The following is a 20,415-nucleotide window of genomic DNA, read 5'->3' as shown; positions in this document are numbered from 1 at the left end:
CAGTCGTCGCGGCCGCTGATGATCATCGCCGAGGACGTCGAGGGCGAGGCCCTGGCCACGCTGGTGGTCAACAAGCTGCGCGGCGGCCTCAAGGTGGCGGCCGTCAAGGCACCGGGCTTCGGTGACCGGCGCAAGGCCATGTTGCAGGACATCGCCGTGCTGACCGGCGGTCAGGTGATCTCCGAGGATCTCGGCATCAAGCTGGAGAACGTCTCCATGGACATGCTGGGCAGCGCCAAAACGGTGGTCATCAACAAGGACGACACCGTCATCGTCGACGGCGTCGGCAAGAAGAAGGAGATCCAGGCGCGCTGCACCCAGATCCGCCAGCAGGCCGAGGAAACCTCGTCCGATTACGACCGCGAGAAGCTGCAGGAACGGCTGGCCAAGCTGGCCGGCGGCGTCGCCGTGATCAAGGTCGGCGGAGCCACCGAAATCGAGGTCAAGGAACGCAAGGACCGCGTCGACGACGCCCTTCATTCGACCCGGGCGGCGGTCGAGGAGGGCATCGTGCCGGGTGGCGGCACGGCGCTCCTCTATGCCGTGCGGGCCCTCAAGAAGACGGTCGGCGAGAACGACGACCAGTCGAAGGGCGTCGACATCGTGCGCCGCTCGTTGCAGGCCCCGCTGCGCCAGATCGTCGAGAATGCCGGTTTCGACGGCGCCGTGGTGGCGGGCAAGCTGAACGAGCAGACGGACACCAAGCGCGGCTTCGATGCCCAGGGCGAGAAGTACGTCGACATGGTCAAGGCCGGTATCATCGACCCCACCAAGGTGGTGCGCACGGCACTGCAAGACGCGGCGTCAGTGGCCGGGCTGCTGGTCACCACCGAGGCCATGGTGGCCGAAGTACCGGAGAAGAAGGACGCCATGCCGGCCATGCCGCCGGGCGGTGGCATGGGTGACATGGGCTTCTAGGCGGAGCCCAGCCGAGACAATCGCAAGGGGCCGCTGCGGCGGCCCCTTTTTTTTGCTCCCGGTGGGCCGCGGCGGCGGCCCCTTTTTTTGCTCTCTGTGGGCCGCTGCAGCGGCCCTTTTTTTTGCCAGAAGAGGGTTTTTTTTGAGTTCGCGACAAAACTGGGCTCGAAATTATTTCCTGGCTCAGGTATGATCGACCTTGTTGCGTCGTTACTGGTGGAGTCGCTTTGAGTGGTGGACGAAGCGGCCTGAGAGATCTTGGATGCTGGGAGACGACAGGTCATGACGTCGAGTATGTTTGTTATTTTGCCGCTGATTCTGGTGGTTGGCGGCATTGCCGTGATGGTTTTCATGTGGGTGCTCAGGGCTGGGCAAATCCACCACACGACTGAAGCCGATCTCGACGTTATCGAGCGGCTTTCGACGGCCGCCAACGAACCGGCCGAAGCCGACGACGACGATTCCAAACAGAACGTAGCTTAGCCCGCTTTTCTCCCGGGTTGCGGCTCACCGAGCGCCGTTCAGGTCACTTTGTGGCAAGCCACTTGTGGCAGGCCACGAAGTGGCCGGGGCTGGCTTCGATCAGCTGTGGCAGCTTTCTGGCGCAAAGCGCCTCGGCCTCGGCACAGCGGCTTTCGAAGGGGCAGCCGCTGGGGGGATCGAGCGGTGACGGTGCCTCGCCGCCAAGCACCGTGCGGCGCTGGCGCTGTTGCTGCGGGTCGGGCACCGGCGCGGCCGCCAGCAGGGCCCGGGTATAGGGGTGGCGGGGGTTGGCAAAGAGCGTCGTGCGCTCGGCCAATTCCATGACCCGGCCCAGGTAGAGCACCAGCACGCGCTGGCTGACGTGGCGCACCACGGCCAGATCGTGGGAGATGAAGATCAGCGCCAAATCGAGCTCGCCCTGCAATTGGGCCAGCAGTTCGATGATCTGGGCCTGGATCGAGACGTCGAGCGCGCTGACAGGCTCGTCCCAGACCAGCAGCTGGGGCCTCAGCACCACCGCCCGGGCGATGCCGAGGCGCTGGCACTGGCCGCCCGAGAACTCGTGGGGATAGCGGTTGACCAGGGCCGGCGTCAGCCCCACTTGGCGCATCGCCGCCGCCACCCGGGCGGCGCGCCCGGCCCGGTCCAGCGCCGGCTCGAAGTTGCGCAAGGGCTCGGCGATGATCTCGCCGGCCGTGAAGCGCGGATTGAGAGCCGCCAGCGGGTCCTGGAAGACGATCTGCATCTGGCGGCGGCAGTGCCGCAACTCGGTCGTGCTGAGCCCCGCCTGGTCGCGGCCCTGCCAGCGAACCTGGCCGGCGCTGGGCGCGATCAGGTGCAGGATGGCGCGGGCCAGCGTCGACTTGCCGCAGCCCGATTCGCCCACTACTCCCAGCGTCTGGCCGGCCTCCAGCGCGAAGCTCACGTCGCTCAGCGCCCGCAGCGGTGCTTGGCGGCGGCGGCCGGCGCGGCCGGCAAAGCTCACCGACAGTCCCTCGACCTGCAGCAGCGCTGCCGTCATCAGGCCAGCATGAGGCAGGCAGCCTTGCCGCCGCCGGGCAAAGGCCGCAGCGCCGGGCGCTCGCTCTGGCAGGCCGGCCGGGCGTGCTGGCAACGTTCGGCGAAGGCACAGCCCGGCAGCTCGTCGGCCAGGTCGGGAGGCTGGCCCTCGATGGCCACGAGATTTTCCGCCGCCGGCCGGTCGAGGCGCGGCACCGAAGCCAGCAGGGCCTGGGTATAGGGGTGGGCCGGCTGGCGCAGCAGCGCCGCCGCGGCGCCTGTCTCGACGATGCGGCCGGCGTACATCACGGCGATCTGCTGACAAAGCTCGGCGACCACCCCGAGATCGTTGCTGATCAGCACGATGGCGCTGTCGGCGCTGTGGCGGAGATCGTGGAAAAGCTCCAGGATCTGGGCCTGCACGGTGACGTCGAGCGCCGTTGTCGGCTCGTCGGCGACGATCAGGGCCGGCTCCGTCAGCAGCGCCATGGCGATCATCACGCGCTGGCGCATGCCGCCGGAAAACTCATGCGGGTACAATTCTGCGCGCCGCTCGGCCTCGGCCAGGCCGACGCGGCCCATGACCTCGACGGCCCGCCGCCGGGCCTGGCGGCGGTCACAGCCCCGGTGCACCTGCAGCACCTCGGCCAGCTGCTGGCCGATGCGCAGGTAGGGATTGAGCGAAGTCATCGGGTCCTGGAAGATCATGGCCATGCGGTCGCCGCGCAGTGCCGCCAGTTCGGCCGGCCGGCCCAGCACCTCGCGGCCCTCGAAACGGACGCTACCGGCGGCCTGGCCGTTGCCGGCCAGCAGGCCGAAGACGGACAAGAACACCTGGCTCTTGCCGCATCCAGATTCCCCGACGATACCAAGGGTCTGGCCGCTTTCCAGCTCCAGATCGACGCCGCGGACGGCCCGCACCGGCCCCTCGGGCGTGGCGAATTCGACGCAGAGGTCAGTGATTTGCAGCACTGTTGCCATGTTCCGCCGTCAGCGCTGCTTGGGATCCAAGGCGTCACGCAAGCTGTCGCCGATGAAGTTGAGGCAAAACAGCGTCGCGGCGAGAAACAGCGTGGGAAAGATCAGCGTCCAGGGCGCCGTCTCCATCTGCGTCGCGCCCTCGCTGATCAGCACGCCCCAGCTCGTCATGGGCTCCTGCACACCGAGCCCGAGAAACGAAAGGAAACTTTCGAACAAAATAACCTTGGGCACCGTCAAGGTGGCGAACACCGTCACCGGCCCCAGCGTGTTGGGCATGATGTGGCGGCGCACGATGGTGAATTCGGGCGTGCCCACGGCCCGGGCCGCCTCGACGAATTCCTTGTGCTTGAGGCCCATGGCCTGGCCGCGCACGATGCGCGCCATGTCGAGCCACTCGACGACGCCGATGGCGACGAAGATGAGCACTATGTGGCGGCCGAAATAGACCATCAAGAGGATGACGAAGAACATGAAGGGAAGGGCGTAAAGGATATCGACGATGCGCATCATGAGGGCATCGGTGCGGCCGCCCAGGTAGCCCGCCGTGGCCCCCCAGGCCATGCCGATGACGACGCTGACGATGGTCGCCGCCAGGCCCACCAGCAGCGAGATGCGGCCGCCATAGAGCACCCGGGCCAGCATGTCGCGGCCGTTGGCGTCGGTGCCGAAGGGGTGCGCCAAATCGGGCGGGCTGGCCATCGCCGATGCCTTGACGCTGTTGCCACGCCTGCTTAACCCTTGAACAGGACTCACATCTGGGTTCGAATCGGTCTAGAATTCGCCTCTCCCCTTATGACCCATTGCCTCCTAGGAACCCCGCTATGCGTAAACACCTCACCCTCGATCTGGCCAGCCGTGAAGTGACGAGCAAAACCGTTGCAGGGGAGGACCTGGCGCGTGCCGGTCGCTGGCTGATCGCCAGAACGCTGCTGGACGAGGGCGTGGCGACAGTTGATCCGCTGTCGCCGGCCAATCCCTTGATATTTTCGTCGGGACCATTTGCCGGCACCAACTTTTCCAACGCCAACCGTATCAGCGTGGGCTGCAAGAGCCCGCTGACGGGGGGCATCAAGGAAGCCAATTCGGGCGGCACCTTTGCCTACGCCATGGGCCAGAACGAAATTTCCGGCATCACCTTGCGCCAGGCCGCCGACGACTGGGTGGTGATACACATCCAGAAGGACGGTTCGGTCAGTTGGGACGACGCCGCGCCCTACATGGGCAAAAGCAATTTCGCGGCGGCGGCGCTGCTGGTCGAAAAATATGGCGACAAAACCAGCTTCGCGCTCTGCGGTCCGGTCGGCGAATACCTCGGCCTGGTCTCGGGCATCGCCTTCCCCGACCCCGAAGGCGCACCGACCCGGTTTGCCGCCCGCGGCGGTGTGGGCGCGGTAATGGGCTCGAAAAAGATCAAGGCCGTCATCCTCGACAACATCAAGATGCCGACCTTCGTCGACCGCAAGAAATTGATGAGCCACGTCAAGGACTATGGCAGCAAACTGGAAGCCGAAGCCGCCGTCCAGACCTTCGCCGATTACGGCACCGCCATCGTCGCCGATTTGACCAACAAACTCGGCGGTCTGCCGACCAACAACTTCAGCCTTGGCCAACAGGTAGACCCCGGCGAGCAGACCTTCGAGTTGGGCGGCACCCACATTCACGAGCTCAACAAATCCCGTGGCGGCGAGACCACGCACGCCTGCATGGCGGGCTGCCTGGTGCGCTGCTCCAACATCTTCGTCGATGAGAATGGCGCGGAACTGACGGCGCCGCTGGAATACGAAACCATCGGCCTGATAGGCACCAATTGCGGCCTGACGCACCCCGACCAGGTGGCGCGGGTCAACCAGGTGGCCAACGATCTGGGCATCGATACCATCGAAATCGGCTGCACCATCGGCGTGCTGATGGAAGCCGGCGTCGGCGAATTCGGCGACGAATCCTTCATGATGAAGGTTCTGGAAGACATTCGCGCCGGCAACGAAAACGGCCGTATCTACGCCCAAGGGACGCAACGCGTCGGCGAGCATTTCAAGGTCGCCCGCATCCCGGCCATCAAAAAACAGGGCATCAGCGCCTATGACCCCCGCGTCATCGAAGTCACCGGCATCTCCATGATGCTGACAGCCATGGGCGCCGACCATACCGTAGGCAACCAGCCGGGCTTTCGCTGCGCGGACATGTCCACCGAAGAGCTCACCAAGGTCAGCCTGGAAAGCCAGGTGAACTGCGCCGCCGCGGATTCGCTGGGGCTCTGTATTTTCGGCCGCTCCGTCACCGAGACCAATTCCCAGCTGCTCGTCGACACCATCAACGCCGCCTTCGGCACCGCTCTGGAAGCCTCCTTCGTGCCCGCCCTCGGCGTCGAGGCGCTGAAGCTGGAAGACCAGTTCAACAAGGCCGCCGGCTTCACCGTCGAAGACGATGAACTGCCGGCATTCTTCGTCACCGAAGCCCTCGCTCCCACCGGCAAGACAGCCCGCCATGAGGCGGCCGAAATCAACGCCATCAGAGAGGCTTGGTGGAACTGAAGTTCGAGGTTTAGGTGACGGCGGTCCCGGCGGGACCGCCTGCGTTCAGGCGCCACGCAGGTTTCCGCGCCTCTGGCGCGGCGGCGGCCGGCCTTGCCCCCGGCGCCGGGCGGTGCCCGGTCGGCTAAGAATGGTCCCTGAGAATGGAGAATGGTCCCTGTCCCCGAAACTATGTCAATAATTTCAACTGCTTAGGCGTTCCTGTCCCCGAAACTCATCGAGGCCGCGGGGTTCCGGGGGTTCCGCGGGTTCCGGGTTCCGCGGGTTCAGGGGACACCATACTTAATTGGCACTCTCAGTGGGGCCCATTTTCGGCCCCGGCTTCCTGCCCATGGTTCCTCCTCCGTGTTGCTGAGGCAGACGCTATTCGAGGGAATGTTCCGTTTCCACCTCTGTATCCACCGAATTCCCTGCCAGGGGAGCAGGGGGCGGTCATGGAGAAGGGGATCAAGCCCATAAAGTGCCGCCGCCGGCCGGTGGAGCAGGCCGCTGGCAAAGGCTGTCGCGATGGCGATCGGGCCCGCCGCGCTCAATCCCACCGTCTTCAGGTTCGTTTTCGCGGGACCGTCAGGTCAGCGGCGCCAGCACGGGTTGCGCCGAGGTGTCCCCGGTCTCGGCCTTGGGCGCGGCCGCCAGGCGGCCGGCGCTCTCGACCAGGGTGGCCAGCGTGATCGAAGCCAGCGTCGCCCGGGTCAAATCCTCGATCTCGTCACGCACGGCCTGCAGCGCCAGGCCGATGTCGCCGATCGCGCCGCTGCCATCGTCACCAGTGCCTTCGTCGTCGAAGGCACTGGTCAGGCGCTCCTCGAAGATCGCCACGACGTCCATCAGTGTCACCCGGCCCGGGTTGACGGCCAGGCGGTAGCCGCCGCCGGCGCCGCGGGCCGAGCGGATCAGGCGCGCCCTGACCAACTGGCGCATGACCTTGGCCAGGTGGTGGGCCGAGATGCCGTAGCGCGCGGCGATCTCGCCGGTGGCGAGCTGGGCGGTGGGATCGCGGGCCAGCTCCAGCACGGCGTAGAGGGCGAAAATTGTCGAGCGTTGCAGTTTCATGCGGACGTCGCCGTCAGATGCTGTCCAGCGCCATCTCGAGCTGGACGTAAGCCCCGGCGGTGAGGCCGAAGCTGCGGAAGAAAGCCAGGTTCAGCGTGTCGCGGCGCGAGACCGAAGTGCGCACGGTGTCGACGCCGGCGGCCCGGAAGCGGCGGCAAAGTTCCTGCACCAGGCGGCGGCCGATGCCGTGCTCGCGGCGCTCGGGCGCCACGCCGATGCCGAAGATCCAGCCCGAGGGCGGCGAGCCGAATTCCCAGGCCCTGACGGCGCCGGTGACGAAGCCGATCAGCCGGCCTTCGCTCTCCGCCACCAGCACGTAACGATTGGCCGCCACACCCTCCACATAGCGCGCGAACAGGTCGCGCCAGTAGTCGGGCTTGGCCAGTCCCGAGGTAACCTCGTCGAGCGCGATCAGCGCCGCCAGGTCGTCGGGCGCCGCCTCGCGCACGGTAACCGGCGGGCGGGTCACGGTCGCCTACCTGGCTCCGGCGCCGCCAATGGAGCGATTCACATTTGATGTGAATCGCTCAAGGCCGCGCCAAAGCTCGGTTTTGCGGCCCGCCGGCCCTCCGGCGCGCACGCGGTTGCGCGGACCTTCGGGTCCGCTGCCGTGAGCGAAAAAGACTAGCGGGGATCTCATGGAATGAGATCCCCGCTAATCCGGCACCACCGCGGTGGCTTCGAGCTCGACCTTGCCGGGGCTGTCGAGCAAGTCCGAGACGAAGATCATGCTCATGCAGGGGTAATGATCGCCCATCAGCCGCTTCCAGATGCCGCGCAAATCGCGCCGCGCCTCCAGGTAGGCCGGCTTGTCGCAACAGAACGCCGTGATGCGGCAGATGTGTTCGGGCTTGCCGCCGGCCTCGGCCAGCACGGCGATGATGTTCTTGAGCGCCTGTTCGAACTGCGGCGCCACGTCGTCACCGGGAAAGACCTGCTTCTCGTCCCAGCCCACCTGGCCGGCGATGAAGACCATGCGGCCGCGCGCCGCGATGCCGTTGGAATAGCCCACCGGCGGGATCCAGCCCTCGGGCATGAGGATTTCCATGTGGTCTTGGTCTGCCATCTTCTTTGCCTCCGCTGTCAGTCGGGTAGGATCGGCGGGTCGAAGTCCTCGTCCCAGCCGTCTTCGGGTTTGGGGTAGCGGGCCAGCCACTGGCGCACCAGTTCGACGTGCTCGCGTTCCTCGGCGGCCATCTCGGTGGCCATCTGGCGCACCTTTTCGTTGGCCGTGCGGCTGGCCACCAGGTTCAAGAACTCGGCCGCCTTGCGCTCCGCCTTGAGCGCCATTTGCAGCGCGTGATAGGGCGTCATCAGGTAATGGGCATCGAAGGTCTGGGCGGTTTCCGGGCCTTCGGGGTCTTCCCACTTGTATTCCCAGGGCGCCACGTGCGGCACCTCGACGCCGCCCGAGCGAGCCTCGATCTTGGCCATGTGCTTCTTCTCGATCTCGGCCAGCTTGGCAAACAGCTCCGCCACCTCGGGGTTGTTGTGCACCTCCATCTGCGAGGCCAGTTCCTCGTAGCGTTCCAAAGCCTCGCGTTCCAGGGCCCCGGCGTGGGCCAGGAACTCGCCCAAGTCGTCGATGGCCAGGCGGTCGGCGGCGCTCACAGCACGAACTCCCGTTCCAGATCGGCGACGCTCTCGCCGCTGCCTTCCAACGAAGGCTGAAAGGGTTGGCGCTGGCCGTAATAGAGCACGCCGACGTTGAAGCCGTCGTCGGTCATCAGGCGCCGCGCCGCCCGGCCCGGATCGTCGGTGCCCTCCACCGCCGCCTCGTGGGTGGTCTGCTTCCAATCGCGCTGGTCGGGCCGGAAGGTGACGCAGGGGCTGAGGATCTCGACGAAGGAAAAGCCGGGATGGCGGATGGCCTCGACGATCAGGCGGGTCACCCGGTTGGGATCGCCGGCAAAGCCCCGGGCGATGAAGTTGGCCCCGGCAGCCAGCGCTATGACCAGGGGCCGGAAGGGGCTGATGCCGGTGCCGCCGGGCGCCAGCGCGCTGTCCCAATCGGGCTCGGTGGTGGGCGAGGGCTGGCCCTTGGTCATGCCGTAGACCTTGTTGTCCATGACGATGTAGGTGATGTCGATGTTGCGCCGGCAGGCATGCAGGAAATGGTTGCCACCGATGGAAAAGCCGTCGCCGTCGCCGCCGGCGGCGAGTACCAAAAGGTCGGGCCGGGCCACCTTGAGGCCGGTGGCCAGCGGCAGCGCCCGGCCGTGCACGCCGTGGAAGCCGTAGGTGCTGGAATAGGCCGGGATGCGCGACGAGCAGCCGATGCCGGAAATGATGGCCACTTCCTCGGGTGCCGCGCCGATTTCGGCCAGGGCCTTGGAGATCGACATCAGCACGGAATAATCGCCGCAGCCCGGACACCAGACCGGCTTGATGTCGGATTTGTAGTCGCGCGGGCTGCGCTTGGCTTGACTTGCGGTCTCGCTGGTCATGATCGGCTCAACTCCCTCAGCGCCTGATGAATTTGGCCCGGCCGGACGGGCAGCGGCCCGGGGTGGCAGAAGTGGTCGAGCCTGGGCGGCAGCGCATAGTTGGCTTTCAGGTACTGGCGGAACTGACCGGAATGGGTCTGCTCGACCATCAGCGCCCGATCCGTGCCCTCCAGCGCCGCCGCCAGCGGCTCGGGACGGGCCGGGGCCAGCAGGCGGATCGACACCAGCCGTGCCTCCAGGCCCTCGGCGGCGGCCAGCGCCAGGGCCTCGCGGGCCGGGCCGGTACATGAACCCCAGGTGATAATGGCGACCTCGCCACTACCCTCGACCTCGGCCCAGTGGTTGCCGTAGTCATGCGCATCCAGCTTGTAGCGGCGCTTGTTGAGCTGGGCCGAATGGTCGCTGTTCTGGCTCGAAGGCGTGCCGCGGCTGTTGTGCTCCAGGCCGTCGGCCGTGTACTGGCCGCCCGGAGTGCCGGGAATGGCCATGGCCGAGACTCCCGAGGCGGTAAGCTCGTAACGTTCATAGGCCTCGGCCTCGATGCCGCCGACCGGCAGCTTCTGGCGCTGGGCAAAAAAGGCGAGGTCGGCGGGCTGGGCCATGGCCGCCCGGGCCTGGCCCAGCGACTGATCCGAGAGCACGATGGCCGGCACCTGCAGGGCCTCGGCCAGATGCACGGCCCATTGGGCGGTGAACAGGCAATCAGCCACCGAATTGGGCGCCAGCACCAGGTGCGGCGCGTCGCCGGGCAGGCCGTGCAAGGCGGCGGCCAGGTCGGACTGCTCCGATTTTGTCGGGATGCCGGTCGACGGGCCGCCGCGCATGACGTTGACCACCACCAGCGGCACCTCGGCCGCCACGGCCAGGCCCAGGGGCTCCGTCATCAGCGCCATGCCCGGCCCCGAAGTGGCGGTCAGCGCCGGCGTGCCGCCGAAGGAGGCACCGATCACCATGTTGATCGAGGCCAGCTCGTCCTCGGCCTGCACCAGCGTTCCGCCGACGCGGGTCAGTGCCGGGGCCATCCATTCCAGGATCTCGGTGGCCGGCGTAATGGGGTAGGCGGCGACGAAGCGCACGCCGCCCCTGATGGCGCCCAGCCCGGCCGCCTCGTTGCCGCTGATCAGCCAGCGTTCGCCTTTCTCGTCGGCCGGTGCCGCCAGGGGCTTGACCGCCGGCAGTTCGCGGGCCGCCGCGGCGCCGACGGCAACCGCGGCCCGGCTGGCGGCCACGGCTTCGGGCCGTTTGGCGCCGAGGACCTTGGTCAGCGCCTCGTCGATAGCTTCGTCGGGCAGCCCGGCCAGGGTCGCCACCAGGCCAAGGGCTATCATGTTGGGCCGGCCGCCTTCGATGGCCTTGGCGCCTTTCTTGAATGGCAGCGCCGCCGAGCGGGCGCCGGAATCCTCGATGAAAGCGGGAACCTCGCCGGCGGCCTCGTCGCCCACCACCAGGCTATCCGGGCCCAGCGGGATCTCGGCCGCGAAGCGTTCGACGTTCTGCCAATCGAGCGCTATCAAAATGTCGTAGCAGTCGGGATGGGCGGCCACGGGCCGGGTGGCCAGGCGAATCAGCGAGGCGGCCTCGCCGCCGCGGATCTGGGGCCCCGACGAGCGGCTCATCATGCCGTACCAGCCGGCCGCCACGGCGGCCTCGATCAGCATGTTGCCGGCCGTGATGACGCCGGCCCCGCCGGATCCGGCCAGCACGATGGAAAGGGACGTGGCAGCCCCCTCATCAGCCTTCATGGGCCAAACTCCCGTACCTGGCGCGCCCATTTGCGGCGCCATTCGCAGGCGAACGCCGATGTCTGGTAATCGCCTTATCCACAAACATCTTGGGGCCTTGACTCGTTAATTGGTATTGTAGTACTGATTTGCATAATAAGGCTGCCACGCAGGCTTCGTCAACACCAAAAGCCGACCCGGTTCCCTACAAAAAAAGCAAGCCCAAACAATACGTTAAGAACACAAGCACAAACGATCGCCAAGGCGCGCAGGCGCCTCCGATTTGGGAGTATTACCATGTCCGTGCAGGAAATCATCGAAGCCACCGCCCCCGATCTGATCGACCACGATATCGTACCCGGTGTCGTGGTTCCCGGCATTACCTACGAAAAAAAGCCGGCCCGGACGCCTGACGGCAAGGTTGCCGAAGGGCTCTACAACGCCTGGATCACGCTCGACAATCCCAAGCAGTTCAATTCCTACACCACCGACATGGTGAAGGGCGCGATCCTCTCCTTCCGCGCCGCTTCCAACGCCCGTGACGTGGTTTGCGTGGTCTTCACCGGGGCCGGCGACCGGGCCTTCTGCACTGGCGGCAACACCAAGGAATACGCCGAATACTACGCCGGCAACCCGCAGGAGTACCGCCAGTACCTCAGGCTCTTCAACGACATGGTGACTTCGATCCTGACCTGCGACAAGCCCGTCATTTGCCGCGTCAACGGCATGCGCATCGGCGGCGGCCAGGAAATCGGCATGGCCTGCGACTTCACCGTCGCCCAGGACATGGCGCGCTTTGGCCAGGCCGGCCCCAAGCACGGATCCGCCCCTATCGGCGGTGCCACCGACTTTCTGCCGCTGATGATCGGCAACGAGCGCGCCATGGAGACCGGCACGCTGTGCGAAGTTTGGAGCGCCCACAAGGCCTACCATGTGGGCATGATCATGGACGTCGCTCCGGCCCTCAAGGTCGACGGCGGCTACGTCGCCAACCCGCTGGTCATCACCGACCGTTACCTCGACGAGTTCGGCCGCATGATCGTCGGCGAGTTCAAGACCGGCGCCGAGGCCAAGGCCGCGAAGGAGCTGCTGGCCCGGGGCGAGGTGGACCTCTCGGCGCTCGACGAAAAAGTCGAATCCCTTTGTTCCAAGATCCTGCTCACCTTCCCCGAATGCATGATCAAGACGGTCGAGGAATTGCGCAAACCCAAGCTGGAAAACTGGAACCGCAACAAGGAAGGTTCGCGGGCCTGGCTGGCGCTCAACATGATGAACGAGGCCCGCACCGGCTTCCGCGCCTTCAACGAGGGCACCAAGGACGACCGCGAGGCCGACTTCGTGGCGCTCAGGCAGGCCCTGGCCGTGGGCACGCCGTGGTCGGTCGAGCTGATCGAGAGCCTGATGCCGCAAAATCGCCGGGACGACCGATGAGCGATCCCGCCCTCAAGGTCTGGCTCGACCGCGAGGGGCGGCTGCTGCGCCTCAGGCTCAACCGGCCCAAGGCCAACATCGTCGACGCCGAGATGATCGCGGCGCTGGCCAAGGCCTTGGCCGAACATGCCGAGACCAGCGGCCTGGCGGCCGTGCTGCTGGATGCCGAGGGGCCGAATTTCTCCTTTGGTGCCAGCGTCGAGGAGCACCTGCCGGCCGAGGCCCCGGCCATGCTGGCCGGCCTGCACGCCCTGGTGCTGCGCATGGCCGCATATCCCCTGCCCATCATCGTGGCGGTGCAGGGCCAGTGCCTGGGCGGTGGCCTCGAGCTGGCCCTGGCCGGGCATCTGATCTTCTGCGCCGAGGACGCCCGTCTGGGCCAGCCGGAAATCAAGCTGGCGGTCTTCGCGCCGGCCGCTTCGGTTTTGCTGGCGGCCCGTGTGGGCCGCGCCCAGGCTGCCGACATTCTGTTTTCCGGGCGCTCATTGCGGGCCGACGAAGCCAAAGCCATGGGATTGGTCAACGAAGTCGCCGGCGATCCCGGCGAGGCCGCGCTGGCCTATTTCGACAAGCACTTGGCCGGCCTTTCCTCGGCCGCGCTCAAGGTAGCCACCAAGGCCCTGGCCGTCGGTCAGGCCGAGGATCTGAAAGCCAAACTCGATGCCGTCGAGAAGCTCTATCTCGAGGATCTGATGGCGACGCACGACGGCAATGAGGGCCTTCAGGCCTTCATCGAAAAGCGTCAGCCCAAATGGGAGCATCGTTGAACCATGTCGGTTAACGAAATCATCGGACGCTGCCAGGTCTTGTTCGACGACCTGGACTTCACCTGCGTCAGCGACTGGAAAGCGGCGGGCGAGAACCGCTATGCCATCGGCTACATGCCGGTCTACGTGCCGCGCGAGATCATCCACGCCGCCGGCATGCTGCCGGTGGGCATCGTCGGCGGCGGCGACCAGCTCGAGGTCATCCACGGCGACGCCTATTATCAGTCCTACATCTGCCGCATCCCGCGCTCCACCATCGAGCTCGGCATCACCGGCCGCCTGGATGCCCTGGACGGCATGCTTTTCCCCTCGATCTGCGACGTCATCCGCAACCTTTCGGGCATGTGGAAGATGTTATTCAAGGACAAGTACGCGCGCTATTTCGACGTGCCCCAGAACTATTCCGACGGCGTCGGCGGCAGCTACTACGTGCACGAGCTGGAGGAACTGCGCAACGGCCTGGCCAAGCTGCGCGGCCAGGACATCACGGACGACGAGATCCGCGCCTCGATCGCCCTCTACAACGAAAACCGCCAGGTCATGCAAGAACTTTACGACTACCGCGCGGCCCAGCCCTGGAAGGCCTCGACCTTCGAGGTCTATTTGCTCATGCGGGCCGGCATGGTGCTGCCGGTGGAGGAGCATACCCAGATGCTGCGCGACTACCTGGCCGCCGTCGAGGAAGCCGACCGGCCCCTGCGCGACAACTGCCGGGTGGTGCTGCAGGGCACCTTCTGCGAACAGCCGCCGCTGGGCCTGATCAAGTCGATCGAAATGGCCGGCTGCTACATCGTCGACGACGACCTGTTGCTGGTCACCCGCTGGCTCTTGGACGACGTGCCGACCGAGGGCAATCCGCTGCAGAACCTGGCCGATGCCTTCTTGCACCACTCGGCCGAGACCGCGTCGAAGTACGTGGCAAAGGGCGAGGACAAGGGGGAATTCCTGGTCGACATCTGCCGGCGTACCAAGGCCGAGGGCGTGGTCTTCGCGGCACCCAGCTTCTGCGACCCGGCGCTTTTGGACCAGCCCATGCTGACGCGCAAGCTGACCGAGGCGGACATTCCCTACACCGCCTTCCAGTACGCCGAGAACTCGGGCCAGATGCAGCCCATTCGTGAACAAGCCGGCACCTTCGCCGATTCCATCAAGTTGTGGAGTGCGTGACATGGCTCAAGCCGAAAAGACCCAGCCCGAAGTCCAGAAAGAGGACAGCATGTGGAAGCAAAAGGAGATGATCGCGCGCAACTACCGCGATCTCGCCGCTTCCCGCGAGACCGGGCGCAAGATCGTCTCGACCTTCGTGCCGGGCAATTTGAACGAGCTCTTCATGTGCTTCGACATGATCTCGAACACGCCCGAGACCAATGCGCTGCGTAATGGCATGATGAAGAAGTCGGGCGCCATGATCATGGAGGCCGAACGCCAGGGCCACTCCGAGGACGTCTGCACCTACGTCAAGGCCGATCTCGGCATGATGATGAAGGGCAACCTGGGTCCCACCGGCGATCCCCTGCCCATGGCCGACTTGCTCATGCTCTCTTACACCGGCTGCTTCACCTTCATGAAGTGGTTCGAACTGGTGCGCGACGAGTTCGGCGGCGAGGCGGTGATGCTGCACGTGCCCTACCAAGCCGACGGCGAGGTCACCCAGAACATGCGCGACTACGTGGTCAAGCAGATCAAGGAAGACGTTATCCCGGCCTGCGAGCGCATCTCGGGCATCAAGTTCGACATCGATCGGCTGCGCCAGTACATGGTGCAATCGGCCAAGGCCGAGGACGATCTGGTCTGGGTGCTGGAGACGGCCAAGAACAAGCCCTCGCCCATCGATTCCTACTTCGGTGGCGTCTACTACATCGGCCCCATCTTCACCGCCTTCCGCGGCACCGAGGGAGCGGTCGACTACTACCGCACGCTGCGCAGCGAGGTGAAGGCGCGCCTCGATGCCGGCCAGGGACCGATCACGCCCGAGGGTGAACTGACCGAGGAAAAGTACCGCTTGGTCGTCGAGGGGCCACCCAACTGGACCAGCTTCCGCGAGTTCTGGAAGATGTTCTACGAAGAAGGCGCCGTGGTCGTGGCCTCGAGCTACACCAAGGTCGGCGGGGTCTACGAGGGCGGCTTCCGCCACGATCCGGTCAATCCCATCGAGAGCCTGGCCGACTATTGCCTGGGCTGCTACACCAACCTCAACCTGCCGGCCCGGGCCGACATGCTGGCCAAGTACATCAATGACTACGAGGCCGACGGCCTGCTGATCAATTCGATCAAGAGCTGCAACAGCTTCTCGGCCGGCCAGCTGCTTTTGATGCGCGAGGTCGAGGCCCAGACCGGCAAGCCCGGCGCCTTCATCGAATCGGACCTGGTGGATCCGCGCTACTTCTCGGCCGCCAACCTCAAGAACCGCCTGGAGAGCTATTTCCAGATGATCAACCAAAAACGCATGGCCGCCTAGCGGAGGGGAGAGCAAACATGGACTGCTTCATCGGCATCGATCTCGGCTCGACGACCACCAAGGCGGTGGTCCTCAACGAGAGTAGCGAGGTGCTCGGCCGCGGTATCACCAATTCGCGCTCGAACTACGCCACGGCCGCCGCGGTGGCCAAGAACGAGGCCCTGATCGACGCCCGCTTCAACCTCTTCGGCCGCTCGCTGGAGGGCAATGCGGCGCTGGCCGGCCGGCTCGACGAGTTCATCGATGCGGTAAACCGCAACTTCCGCCTCGAACAGTTCCTCGAACAGCTCGAAGACCTGCACGAAACCTGTTTGCGTGCCACCGATCTGGACCGCTTTGCCGCCGTCCGGGATGCCGTCCGGGAAGTCTTGGACGAGCTATTCAAACGCCTTCATGCCGATGCTCCCGACCAGTTCGCGGCCGGCGCCAAGCGCAAGTCGGACTTCTTCCGCGACGTCGCCGGCAGCCGCTACGTGGCGTTGGGCGAAGAGGTGGCCAAGGAGTTGGGAACGACCTTCGATCCCCTGATCAACATCTACGACCGCTCGATCATCGAGGTCGAGAACCGGCTCTATACCGAGGGCACCGACGCCAAGGTGCTGCGCGCCGTCGATCGCAGCTTCGCCGAGATGCCCGAGCTCGGCGAAGCCGCCACCGAGGTGCGCGGCAACGTCGAGCGCGAACTGGCCACCGGCTTGGACGAACGCTACGTCGTCGGCACCGGCTACGGCCGCGCCACGCTGCCCTTCCCCAAGGAGCACATCCGCTCGGAAATCCTCTGCCATGGGCTGGGCGCGCACGTCATGTTCGCCGGCACCCGCACCGTGCTCGACATCGGCGGCCAGGACACCAAGGCCATCCAGGTCGACGAAAACGGCATCGTCGAGAGCTTCCAGATGAACGACCGCTGCGCCGCCGGCTGCGGCCGCTACCTGGGGTACATTGCGGACGAGATGAATCTGGGCTTGCACGAGCTTGGTCCCCTGGCCCAGAAGGCCACACGCACCATCCGCATCAACTCGACCTGCACCGTCTTCGCCGGGGCGGAGCTTCGCGACCGGCTGGCGCTGGGCGAGGCGCGGGAGGACATTCTTTCCGGCCTGCACCGGGCCATCGTGCTGCGCGCCATGTCGATCCTGTCGCGTTCGGGAGGCATCCGCGACCAGTTCACCTGGACCGGCGGTGTCGCCAACAACGCCGCCGCGGTCGATGCGCTGCGCGATCTGGTGGCCGAAAACTACGGCGACATCGGCATCAACATCGACCCCGAATCGATCTATACAGGCGCGCTGGGCGGCGCTACCTTCGCTCGCCGCGCCGTGGAGAACTGACATGACCATCACCGCAGGCATCGACATCGGCACCGGCGCCGTCAAGTCCGTGCTCTTCGAGATCGAGGGCGACCAGATGACGCTGTTGGCCAAGCGGGCCGATCGCATCCGCCGGCGCGACCCCAACAAGCTGGCCGGGGAGGGGTACGAGAGCGTGCTCTCGGATGCCGGCGTCAAGGCCGACGACGTGGCCTACGTGGGCACCACGGGCGAGGGCGAGAACGTTCCCTTCCGCACCGGGCATTTCTATTCCATGACCACTCATGCCCGCGGCGCGGTGTTCCTGGAAAACGATCTCAAGGCGGTGCTCGACATCGGCGCCCTGCACGGCAGGGCCATCAACATCGACGAGCGCGGCAAGGTGCTGAGCTACCGCATGACCAGCCAGTGCGCTTCCGGTTCGGGCCAGTTCCTCGAGAACATCGCGCGCTACTTGGGCGTCTCGGTCGACGAGGTGGGCGAGCTCAGCCAGCAGGCCGACGACCCCGAGGTGGTCTCCTCGATCTGTGCCGTGCTGGCCGAAACCGACGTCATCAACATGGTTTCGCGCAACATCTCGACCGCCAACATCCTCAAGGGTATCCACGTCTCCATGGCCGGCCGCCTGGTCAAGTTGCTCAAGGCCAGCAAGGCCACCGAGGGCCGCGTGCTGCTATCGGGCGGCCTGGCCCAGGACGGCGGCCTGGTGGCCGCCATGGCCGAGCAGATGACCGAGCAGAAGGTCAGTAGCGAGGTCGTCAGCCACCCGGATTCGATCTATACCGGGGCCATCGGCGCCGCCATCTGGGGCGAGTTCCGCCACCGCAAGCTGGCCGAGCTGGGCCAGCTCGACAAAGCCTCGTAACTCCTCCAAGCCGCAAGGAATACCGGTCATGGCGTTGATGATCACGGACGACTGCACCAATTGCGACGCCTGCGTCGAGCCCTGCCCCAACGAGGCCATCAGCATGGGCGAGATGATCTACGTCATCGACGCCTTCAAATGCACCGAATGCGTGGGCCACGAAGACGAGCCCCAGTGCCAATTGGTCTGCCCCGCCGACTGCATCGAAGCCAACCCCGAATTCCCCGAAACCCCGGACGAGCTGCAGGCCAAATACGCGGCCATGCAGGCTTGAAGCCTTGTCCAGATTCGGCTTTGTGGGGGAGGGAAGGGTGGGGGTGTTTTGGCGCCGAGTTCTTTTGCCGTCGCCGCGTCCCGGCCGTAACGGGATCACAATGTTTTCATAAGGGGCGTTCGGCGGCCTTGCGGGTGATCAGCACCAGCCCCAGACCGACGCCCAAGGTGCCGAAAATCAGGATCGAGGTCAGGCTCTCGCCGAGCAGCCAGACGCTCAGCGCGACGCCCGAGATGGGCGCGATAAAGCCGAAACTGACCATCGTGCTGGGGCTGTGGTGCTTGATCAGCCAGGTATTGAGCATGAAGCCCAGGCCGGCGATGACGATGCCCTGGTAGGCCAGGCCGGCCAGCGGCAGCCAGCCTACTTGGGCCCAATGGATGCTCTCGAAAGCCAGGCCGCCGGCGCCGAAGGCCACCAACGACAGCACCATTTGCCAGACCATCAGCCGCGAGGTGTCGATGCGCTGCGCCAATCCGGCGGTATAGATCAACCGCCCCCCCAGCAGCGCCGAGCTCAACAGCACCACCCAGTTGCCGATGGCGACAAGGTCCAGGCCAGCCAAGCCGGCGTCGCGCAGCAGCACCACGCCGGCACCCGAGAAGGCCACCAATAGGCCCACCACCTTGACCGGCGTCAGCCGGTCGCGGGCGATGAACAAATGGGCAAAGAGGGCGGCGAACAGCGGGTGGGTGGCCAGCAGCACCGAAGACATGGAGCTGGTCGTCATGTCGATGCCGAAGTTCATGAGTGCAATCTGCACCGTGAACAAAAGGCTCAAGAGTCCCAGCCCCAGCCATTCGCCGCGGCGCGGCCACAGCGGGATCTCTTTGAAACAGGCCCAGACGGTGATACAGGCGATGGCAAGGGCGAAACGGATAAAGGCCGACCAGAGCGGCGGAAAGGCCAAGAGGCCGAACTTCACCGCCACCGGGTTGGCGCCCCAGAGGATATGGATGCAGACGGCGATGATGATGGCGCGAAGCGGAATCAAGGGCTGCTACCGGAAGGGTTGAAGCGGGACGGGCGGCGAGCTCGAAGTTGGACGGGCCCGGTGGGAGAGTTAGAATTGGTCGGTTTTAGGGAAAGGAGCCCGCTCATGTCCAGAACCATTACCGTTGGTGGTGCCCAGCTCGGTCCCATCGCGCGCACTGAGAGCCGCCAGGCCGTGGTCGGCCGATTGCTGGAGTTGATGCGCGAGGCCCATGGCCGGGGCTGCGATCTGGTGTGCTTTCCCGAACTCGCCTTGACCAGTTTTTTCCCCCGCTGGTGGCTCGATGACGAAGACGAGCTCGATGCTTTTTACGAGCGCGAGATGCCCTCGGCCGCCACCCGGCCGCTTTTCGATTTGGCCGTCGAGCTTGGCATCGGCTTCTATCTGGGTTATGCCGAACTGGTCGAGGAGGGGGGCGGGAAGCGCCGCTTCAACACAGCCGTGCTGGTCGACAAGCAGGGCCGCATCGTGGGCAAATACCGCAAGGTCCACTTGCCCGGGCACGCCGACGACCGGCCGCACTTCCCCTTCCAACACCTGGAGAAGCGCTATTTCGAGGTCGGCGACCTTGGTTTCGGCACCTGGCGCACCATGGGCGGCGTCGTGGGCATGTGCATCTGCAACGACCGGCGCTGGCCCGAGACCTACCGGGTGCTGGCGCTGAAGGGGGCGGAACTGGTGCTGCTGGGCTACAACACGCCGGGCCACATCCCCTGGGATTCCACCTACGACGACCTGGCCGGCTTTCACAACCACTTGGTCATGCAGTCGGGTGCCTACCAGAACGGCACCTGGGTGGTGGGCGTGGCCAAGGCCGGCGACGAGGAAGGCTGCAATCTGATCGGCGGCAGCGCCATCGTGGCACCCTCGGGCGAGATCGTGGCGCTTTGTTCGAGCAAGGAAGACGAGCTCATCTCGGCGGCCTGCGATCTGGACATCTGCCTGCGCAACCGCGATGCCATGTTCAGCTTCGAGGCCCACCGCCGCATCGAGCACTACGGCGTGATCACCGGCCAAACCGGGGTCACGCCGCCCGACTAGAGCCTGTTGACATTTAAGGGATTCCCAAGAGCGTCAAAAAGTGATTCAAACTTCCTTTTGCAAGGAGGTTTTGATGAACACGGGACGTTTCGTCATCAGGGATGAGGTCTGGGAAAAGGTTTTCCCCCAAGCTATGCCGCAA

Annotated in this window: 20 protein-coding genes and 1 pseudogene; 11 read left to right on the top strand and 10 right to left on the bottom strand. The window is 65.5% G+C overall.

Annotated elements, in window-relative coordinates:
* Together groEL and QGG75_09265 are read left to right on the top strand one after the other, a co-directional pair.
* A partial coding sequence (gene groEL, locus QGG75_09270; GenBank protein ID MDP6067427.1) for a chaperonin GroEL occupies positions 1–918 on the top strand: 918 nt, incomplete at its 5' end.
* A 282-nt stretch (positions 919–1,200) separates the two neighbouring features.
* Positions 1,201–1,401: a hypothetical protein gene (locus QGG75_09265; protein MDP6067426.1), complete on the top strand. Its 201-nt coding sequence runs from the start codon at positions 1,201–1,203 to the stop codon at positions 1,399–1,401.
* 43 nt (positions 1,402–1,444) lie between these two features.
* Here the strand turns inward: QGG75_09265 and QGG75_09260 are convergent, their stop codons facing one another.
* From QGG75_09260 to QGG75_09250, 3 genes and pseudogenes are all read right to left on the bottom strand, one after another.
* On the bottom strand, positions 1,445–2,422 hold the full coding sequence (locus QGG75_09260) for an ATP-binding cassette domain-containing protein (GenBank protein ID MDP6067425.1): 978 nt from the start codon (positions 2,420–2,422) through the stop codon (positions 1,445–1,447).
* A complete protein-coding gene (locus tag QGG75_09255) occupies positions 2,422–3,381 on the bottom strand; it encodes an ABC transporter ATP-binding protein (protein ID MDP6067424.1) in 960 nt (319 codons plus the stop codon). The genes QGG75_09260 and QGG75_09255 overlap by 1 nt, the downstream gene beginning before the upstream one ends.
* A 9-nt stretch (positions 3,382–3,390) precedes the next feature.
* Positions 3,391–4,053, bottom strand: a pseudogene (locus QGG75_09250) (ABC transporter permease subunit).
* A gap of 149 nt (positions 4,054–4,202) precedes the next feature.
* On the opposite strand from QGG75_09250, the gene QGG75_09245 reads away from it, so the two are divergent.
* Positions 4,203–5,912: an aldehyde ferredoxin oxidoreductase C-terminal domain-containing protein gene (locus QGG75_09245; GenBank protein ID MDP6067423.1), complete on the top strand. Its 1,710-nt coding sequence runs from the start codon at positions 4,203–4,205 to the stop codon at positions 5,910–5,912.
* Between the two features lie 567 nt (positions 5,913–6,479).
* Here QGG75_09245 and QGG75_09240 read toward each other — a convergent pair.
* From QGG75_09240 to QGG75_09215, 6 genes are all read right to left on the bottom strand, one after another.
* Positions 6,480–6,965 carry an Rrf2 family transcriptional regulator gene (locus QGG75_09240; protein MDP6067422.1) on the bottom strand — a complete coding sequence of 162 codons (486 nt, stop codon included), beginning with the start codon at positions 6,963–6,965 and terminating at the stop codon, positions 6,480–6,482.
* A 13-nt stretch (positions 6,966–6,978) separates the two neighbouring features.
* On the bottom strand, positions 6,979–7,434 hold the full coding sequence (locus QGG75_09235) for a GNAT family N-acetyltransferase (protein ID MDP6067421.1): 456 nt from the start codon (positions 7,432–7,434) through the stop codon (positions 6,979–6,981).
* Positions 7,435–7,620: 186 nt separating this feature from the next.
* The gene (locus tag QGG75_09230) at positions 7,621–8,031 is read right to left on the bottom strand and encodes a RidA family protein (GenBank protein ID MDP6067420.1); all 411 of its coding nucleotides are present in this window, start codon (positions 8,029–8,031) and stop codon (positions 7,621–7,623) included.
* A 17-nt stretch (positions 8,032–8,048) separates the two neighbouring features.
* Positions 8,049–8,576 carry a ferritin family protein gene (locus QGG75_09225; protein MDP6067419.1) on the bottom strand — a complete coding sequence of 176 codons (528 nt, stop codon included), beginning with the start codon at positions 8,574–8,576 and terminating at the stop codon, positions 8,049–8,051.
* Positions 8,573–9,412 (bottom strand): 2-oxoacid:ferredoxin oxidoreductase subunit beta, encoded by an 840-nt coding sequence (locus QGG75_09220; protein MDP6067418.1) that lies wholly within the window; start codon positions 9,410–9,412, stop codon positions 8,573–8,575. The genes QGG75_09225 and QGG75_09220 overlap by 4 nt, the downstream gene beginning before the upstream one ends.
* A complete protein-coding gene (locus QGG75_09215; GenBank protein ID MDP6067417.1) occupies positions 9,409–11,154 on the bottom strand; it encodes a 2-oxoacid:acceptor oxidoreductase subunit alpha in 1,746 nt (581 codons plus the stop codon). Before QGG75_09215 ends, QGG75_09220 begins: the two co-directional genes overlap by 4 nt.
* 276 nt (positions 11,155–11,430) lie before the next feature.
* Here QGG75_09215 and oah point away from each other — a divergent pair, with 276 nt between their 5' ends.
* From oah to QGG75_09180, 7 genes are read left to right on the top strand one after another with little or no spacing between them, the layout of a single operon-like run.
* Positions 11,431–12,564 (top strand): 6-oxocyclohex-1-ene-1-carbonyl-CoA hydratase, encoded by a 1,134-nt coding sequence (gene oah / locus QGG75_09210; GenBank protein ID MDP6067416.1) that lies wholly within the window; start codon positions 11,431–11,433, stop codon positions 12,562–12,564.
* Positions 12,561–13,331, top strand: coding sequence for a cyclohexa-1,5-dienecarbonyl-CoA hydratase (locus tag QGG75_09205; protein MDP6067415.1), 771 nt, complete (start codon positions 12,561–12,563; stop codon positions 13,329–13,331). The genes oah and QGG75_09205 overlap by 4 nt, the downstream gene beginning before the upstream one ends.
* Positions 13,332–13,334: 3 nt before the next feature.
* Positions 13,335–14,498, top strand: a complete 1,164-nt coding sequence (bcrC, locus tag QGG75_09200; protein MDP6067414.1) for a benzoyl-CoA reductase subunit C — start codon at positions 13,335–13,337, stop codon at positions 14,496–14,498.
* A gap of 1 nt (position 14,499) precedes the next feature.
* Positions 14,500–15,789, top strand: a complete 1,290-nt coding sequence (gene bcrB / locus QGG75_09195) for a benzoyl-CoA reductase subunit B (protein ID MDP6067413.1) — start codon at positions 14,500–14,502, stop codon at positions 15,787–15,789.
* 17 nt (positions 15,790–15,806) lie between these two features.
* Positions 15,807–17,120 (top strand): benzoyl-CoA reductase subunit A, encoded by a 1,314-nt coding sequence (gene bcrA, locus QGG75_09190; GenBank protein ID MDP6067412.1) that lies wholly within the window; start codon positions 15,807–15,809, stop codon positions 17,118–17,120.
* Between the two features lies 1 nt (position 17,121).
* Positions 17,122–17,964, top strand: a complete 843-nt coding sequence (bcrD, locus tag QGG75_09185) for a benzoyl-CoA reductase subunit D (protein ID MDP6067411.1) — start codon at positions 17,122–17,124, stop codon at positions 17,962–17,964.
* A gap of 28 nt (positions 17,965–17,992) precedes the next feature.
* A complete protein-coding gene (locus QGG75_09180; protein MDP6067410.1) occupies positions 17,993–18,238 on the top strand; it encodes a YfhL family 4Fe-4S dicluster ferredoxin in 246 nt (81 codons plus the stop codon).
* Positions 18,239–18,344: 106 nt separating this feature from the next.
* Here QGG75_09180 and QGG75_09175 read toward each other — a convergent pair whose 3' ends face one another.
* A complete protein-coding gene (locus tag QGG75_09175; GenBank protein MDP6067409.1) occupies positions 18,345–19,232 on the bottom strand; it encodes a DMT family transporter in 888 nt (295 codons plus the stop codon).
* Positions 19,233–19,337: 105 nt separating this feature from the next.
* On the opposite strand from QGG75_09175, the gene QGG75_09170 reads away from it, so the two are divergent.
* A complete protein-coding gene (locus QGG75_09170) occupies positions 19,338–20,273 on the top strand; it encodes an N-carbamoyl-D-amino-acid hydrolase (GenBank protein ID MDP6067408.1) in 936 nt (311 codons plus the stop codon).
* Positions 20,274–20,415 lie beyond the last annotated feature (142 nt).

The sequence above is a fragment of the Alphaproteobacteria bacterium genome, assembly GCA_030740435.1.
Taxonomy (GTDB): domain Bacteria; phylum Pseudomonadota; class Alphaproteobacteria; order UBA2966; family UBA2966.
This window is presented reverse-complemented; position numbering and strand designations above follow the sequence as displayed.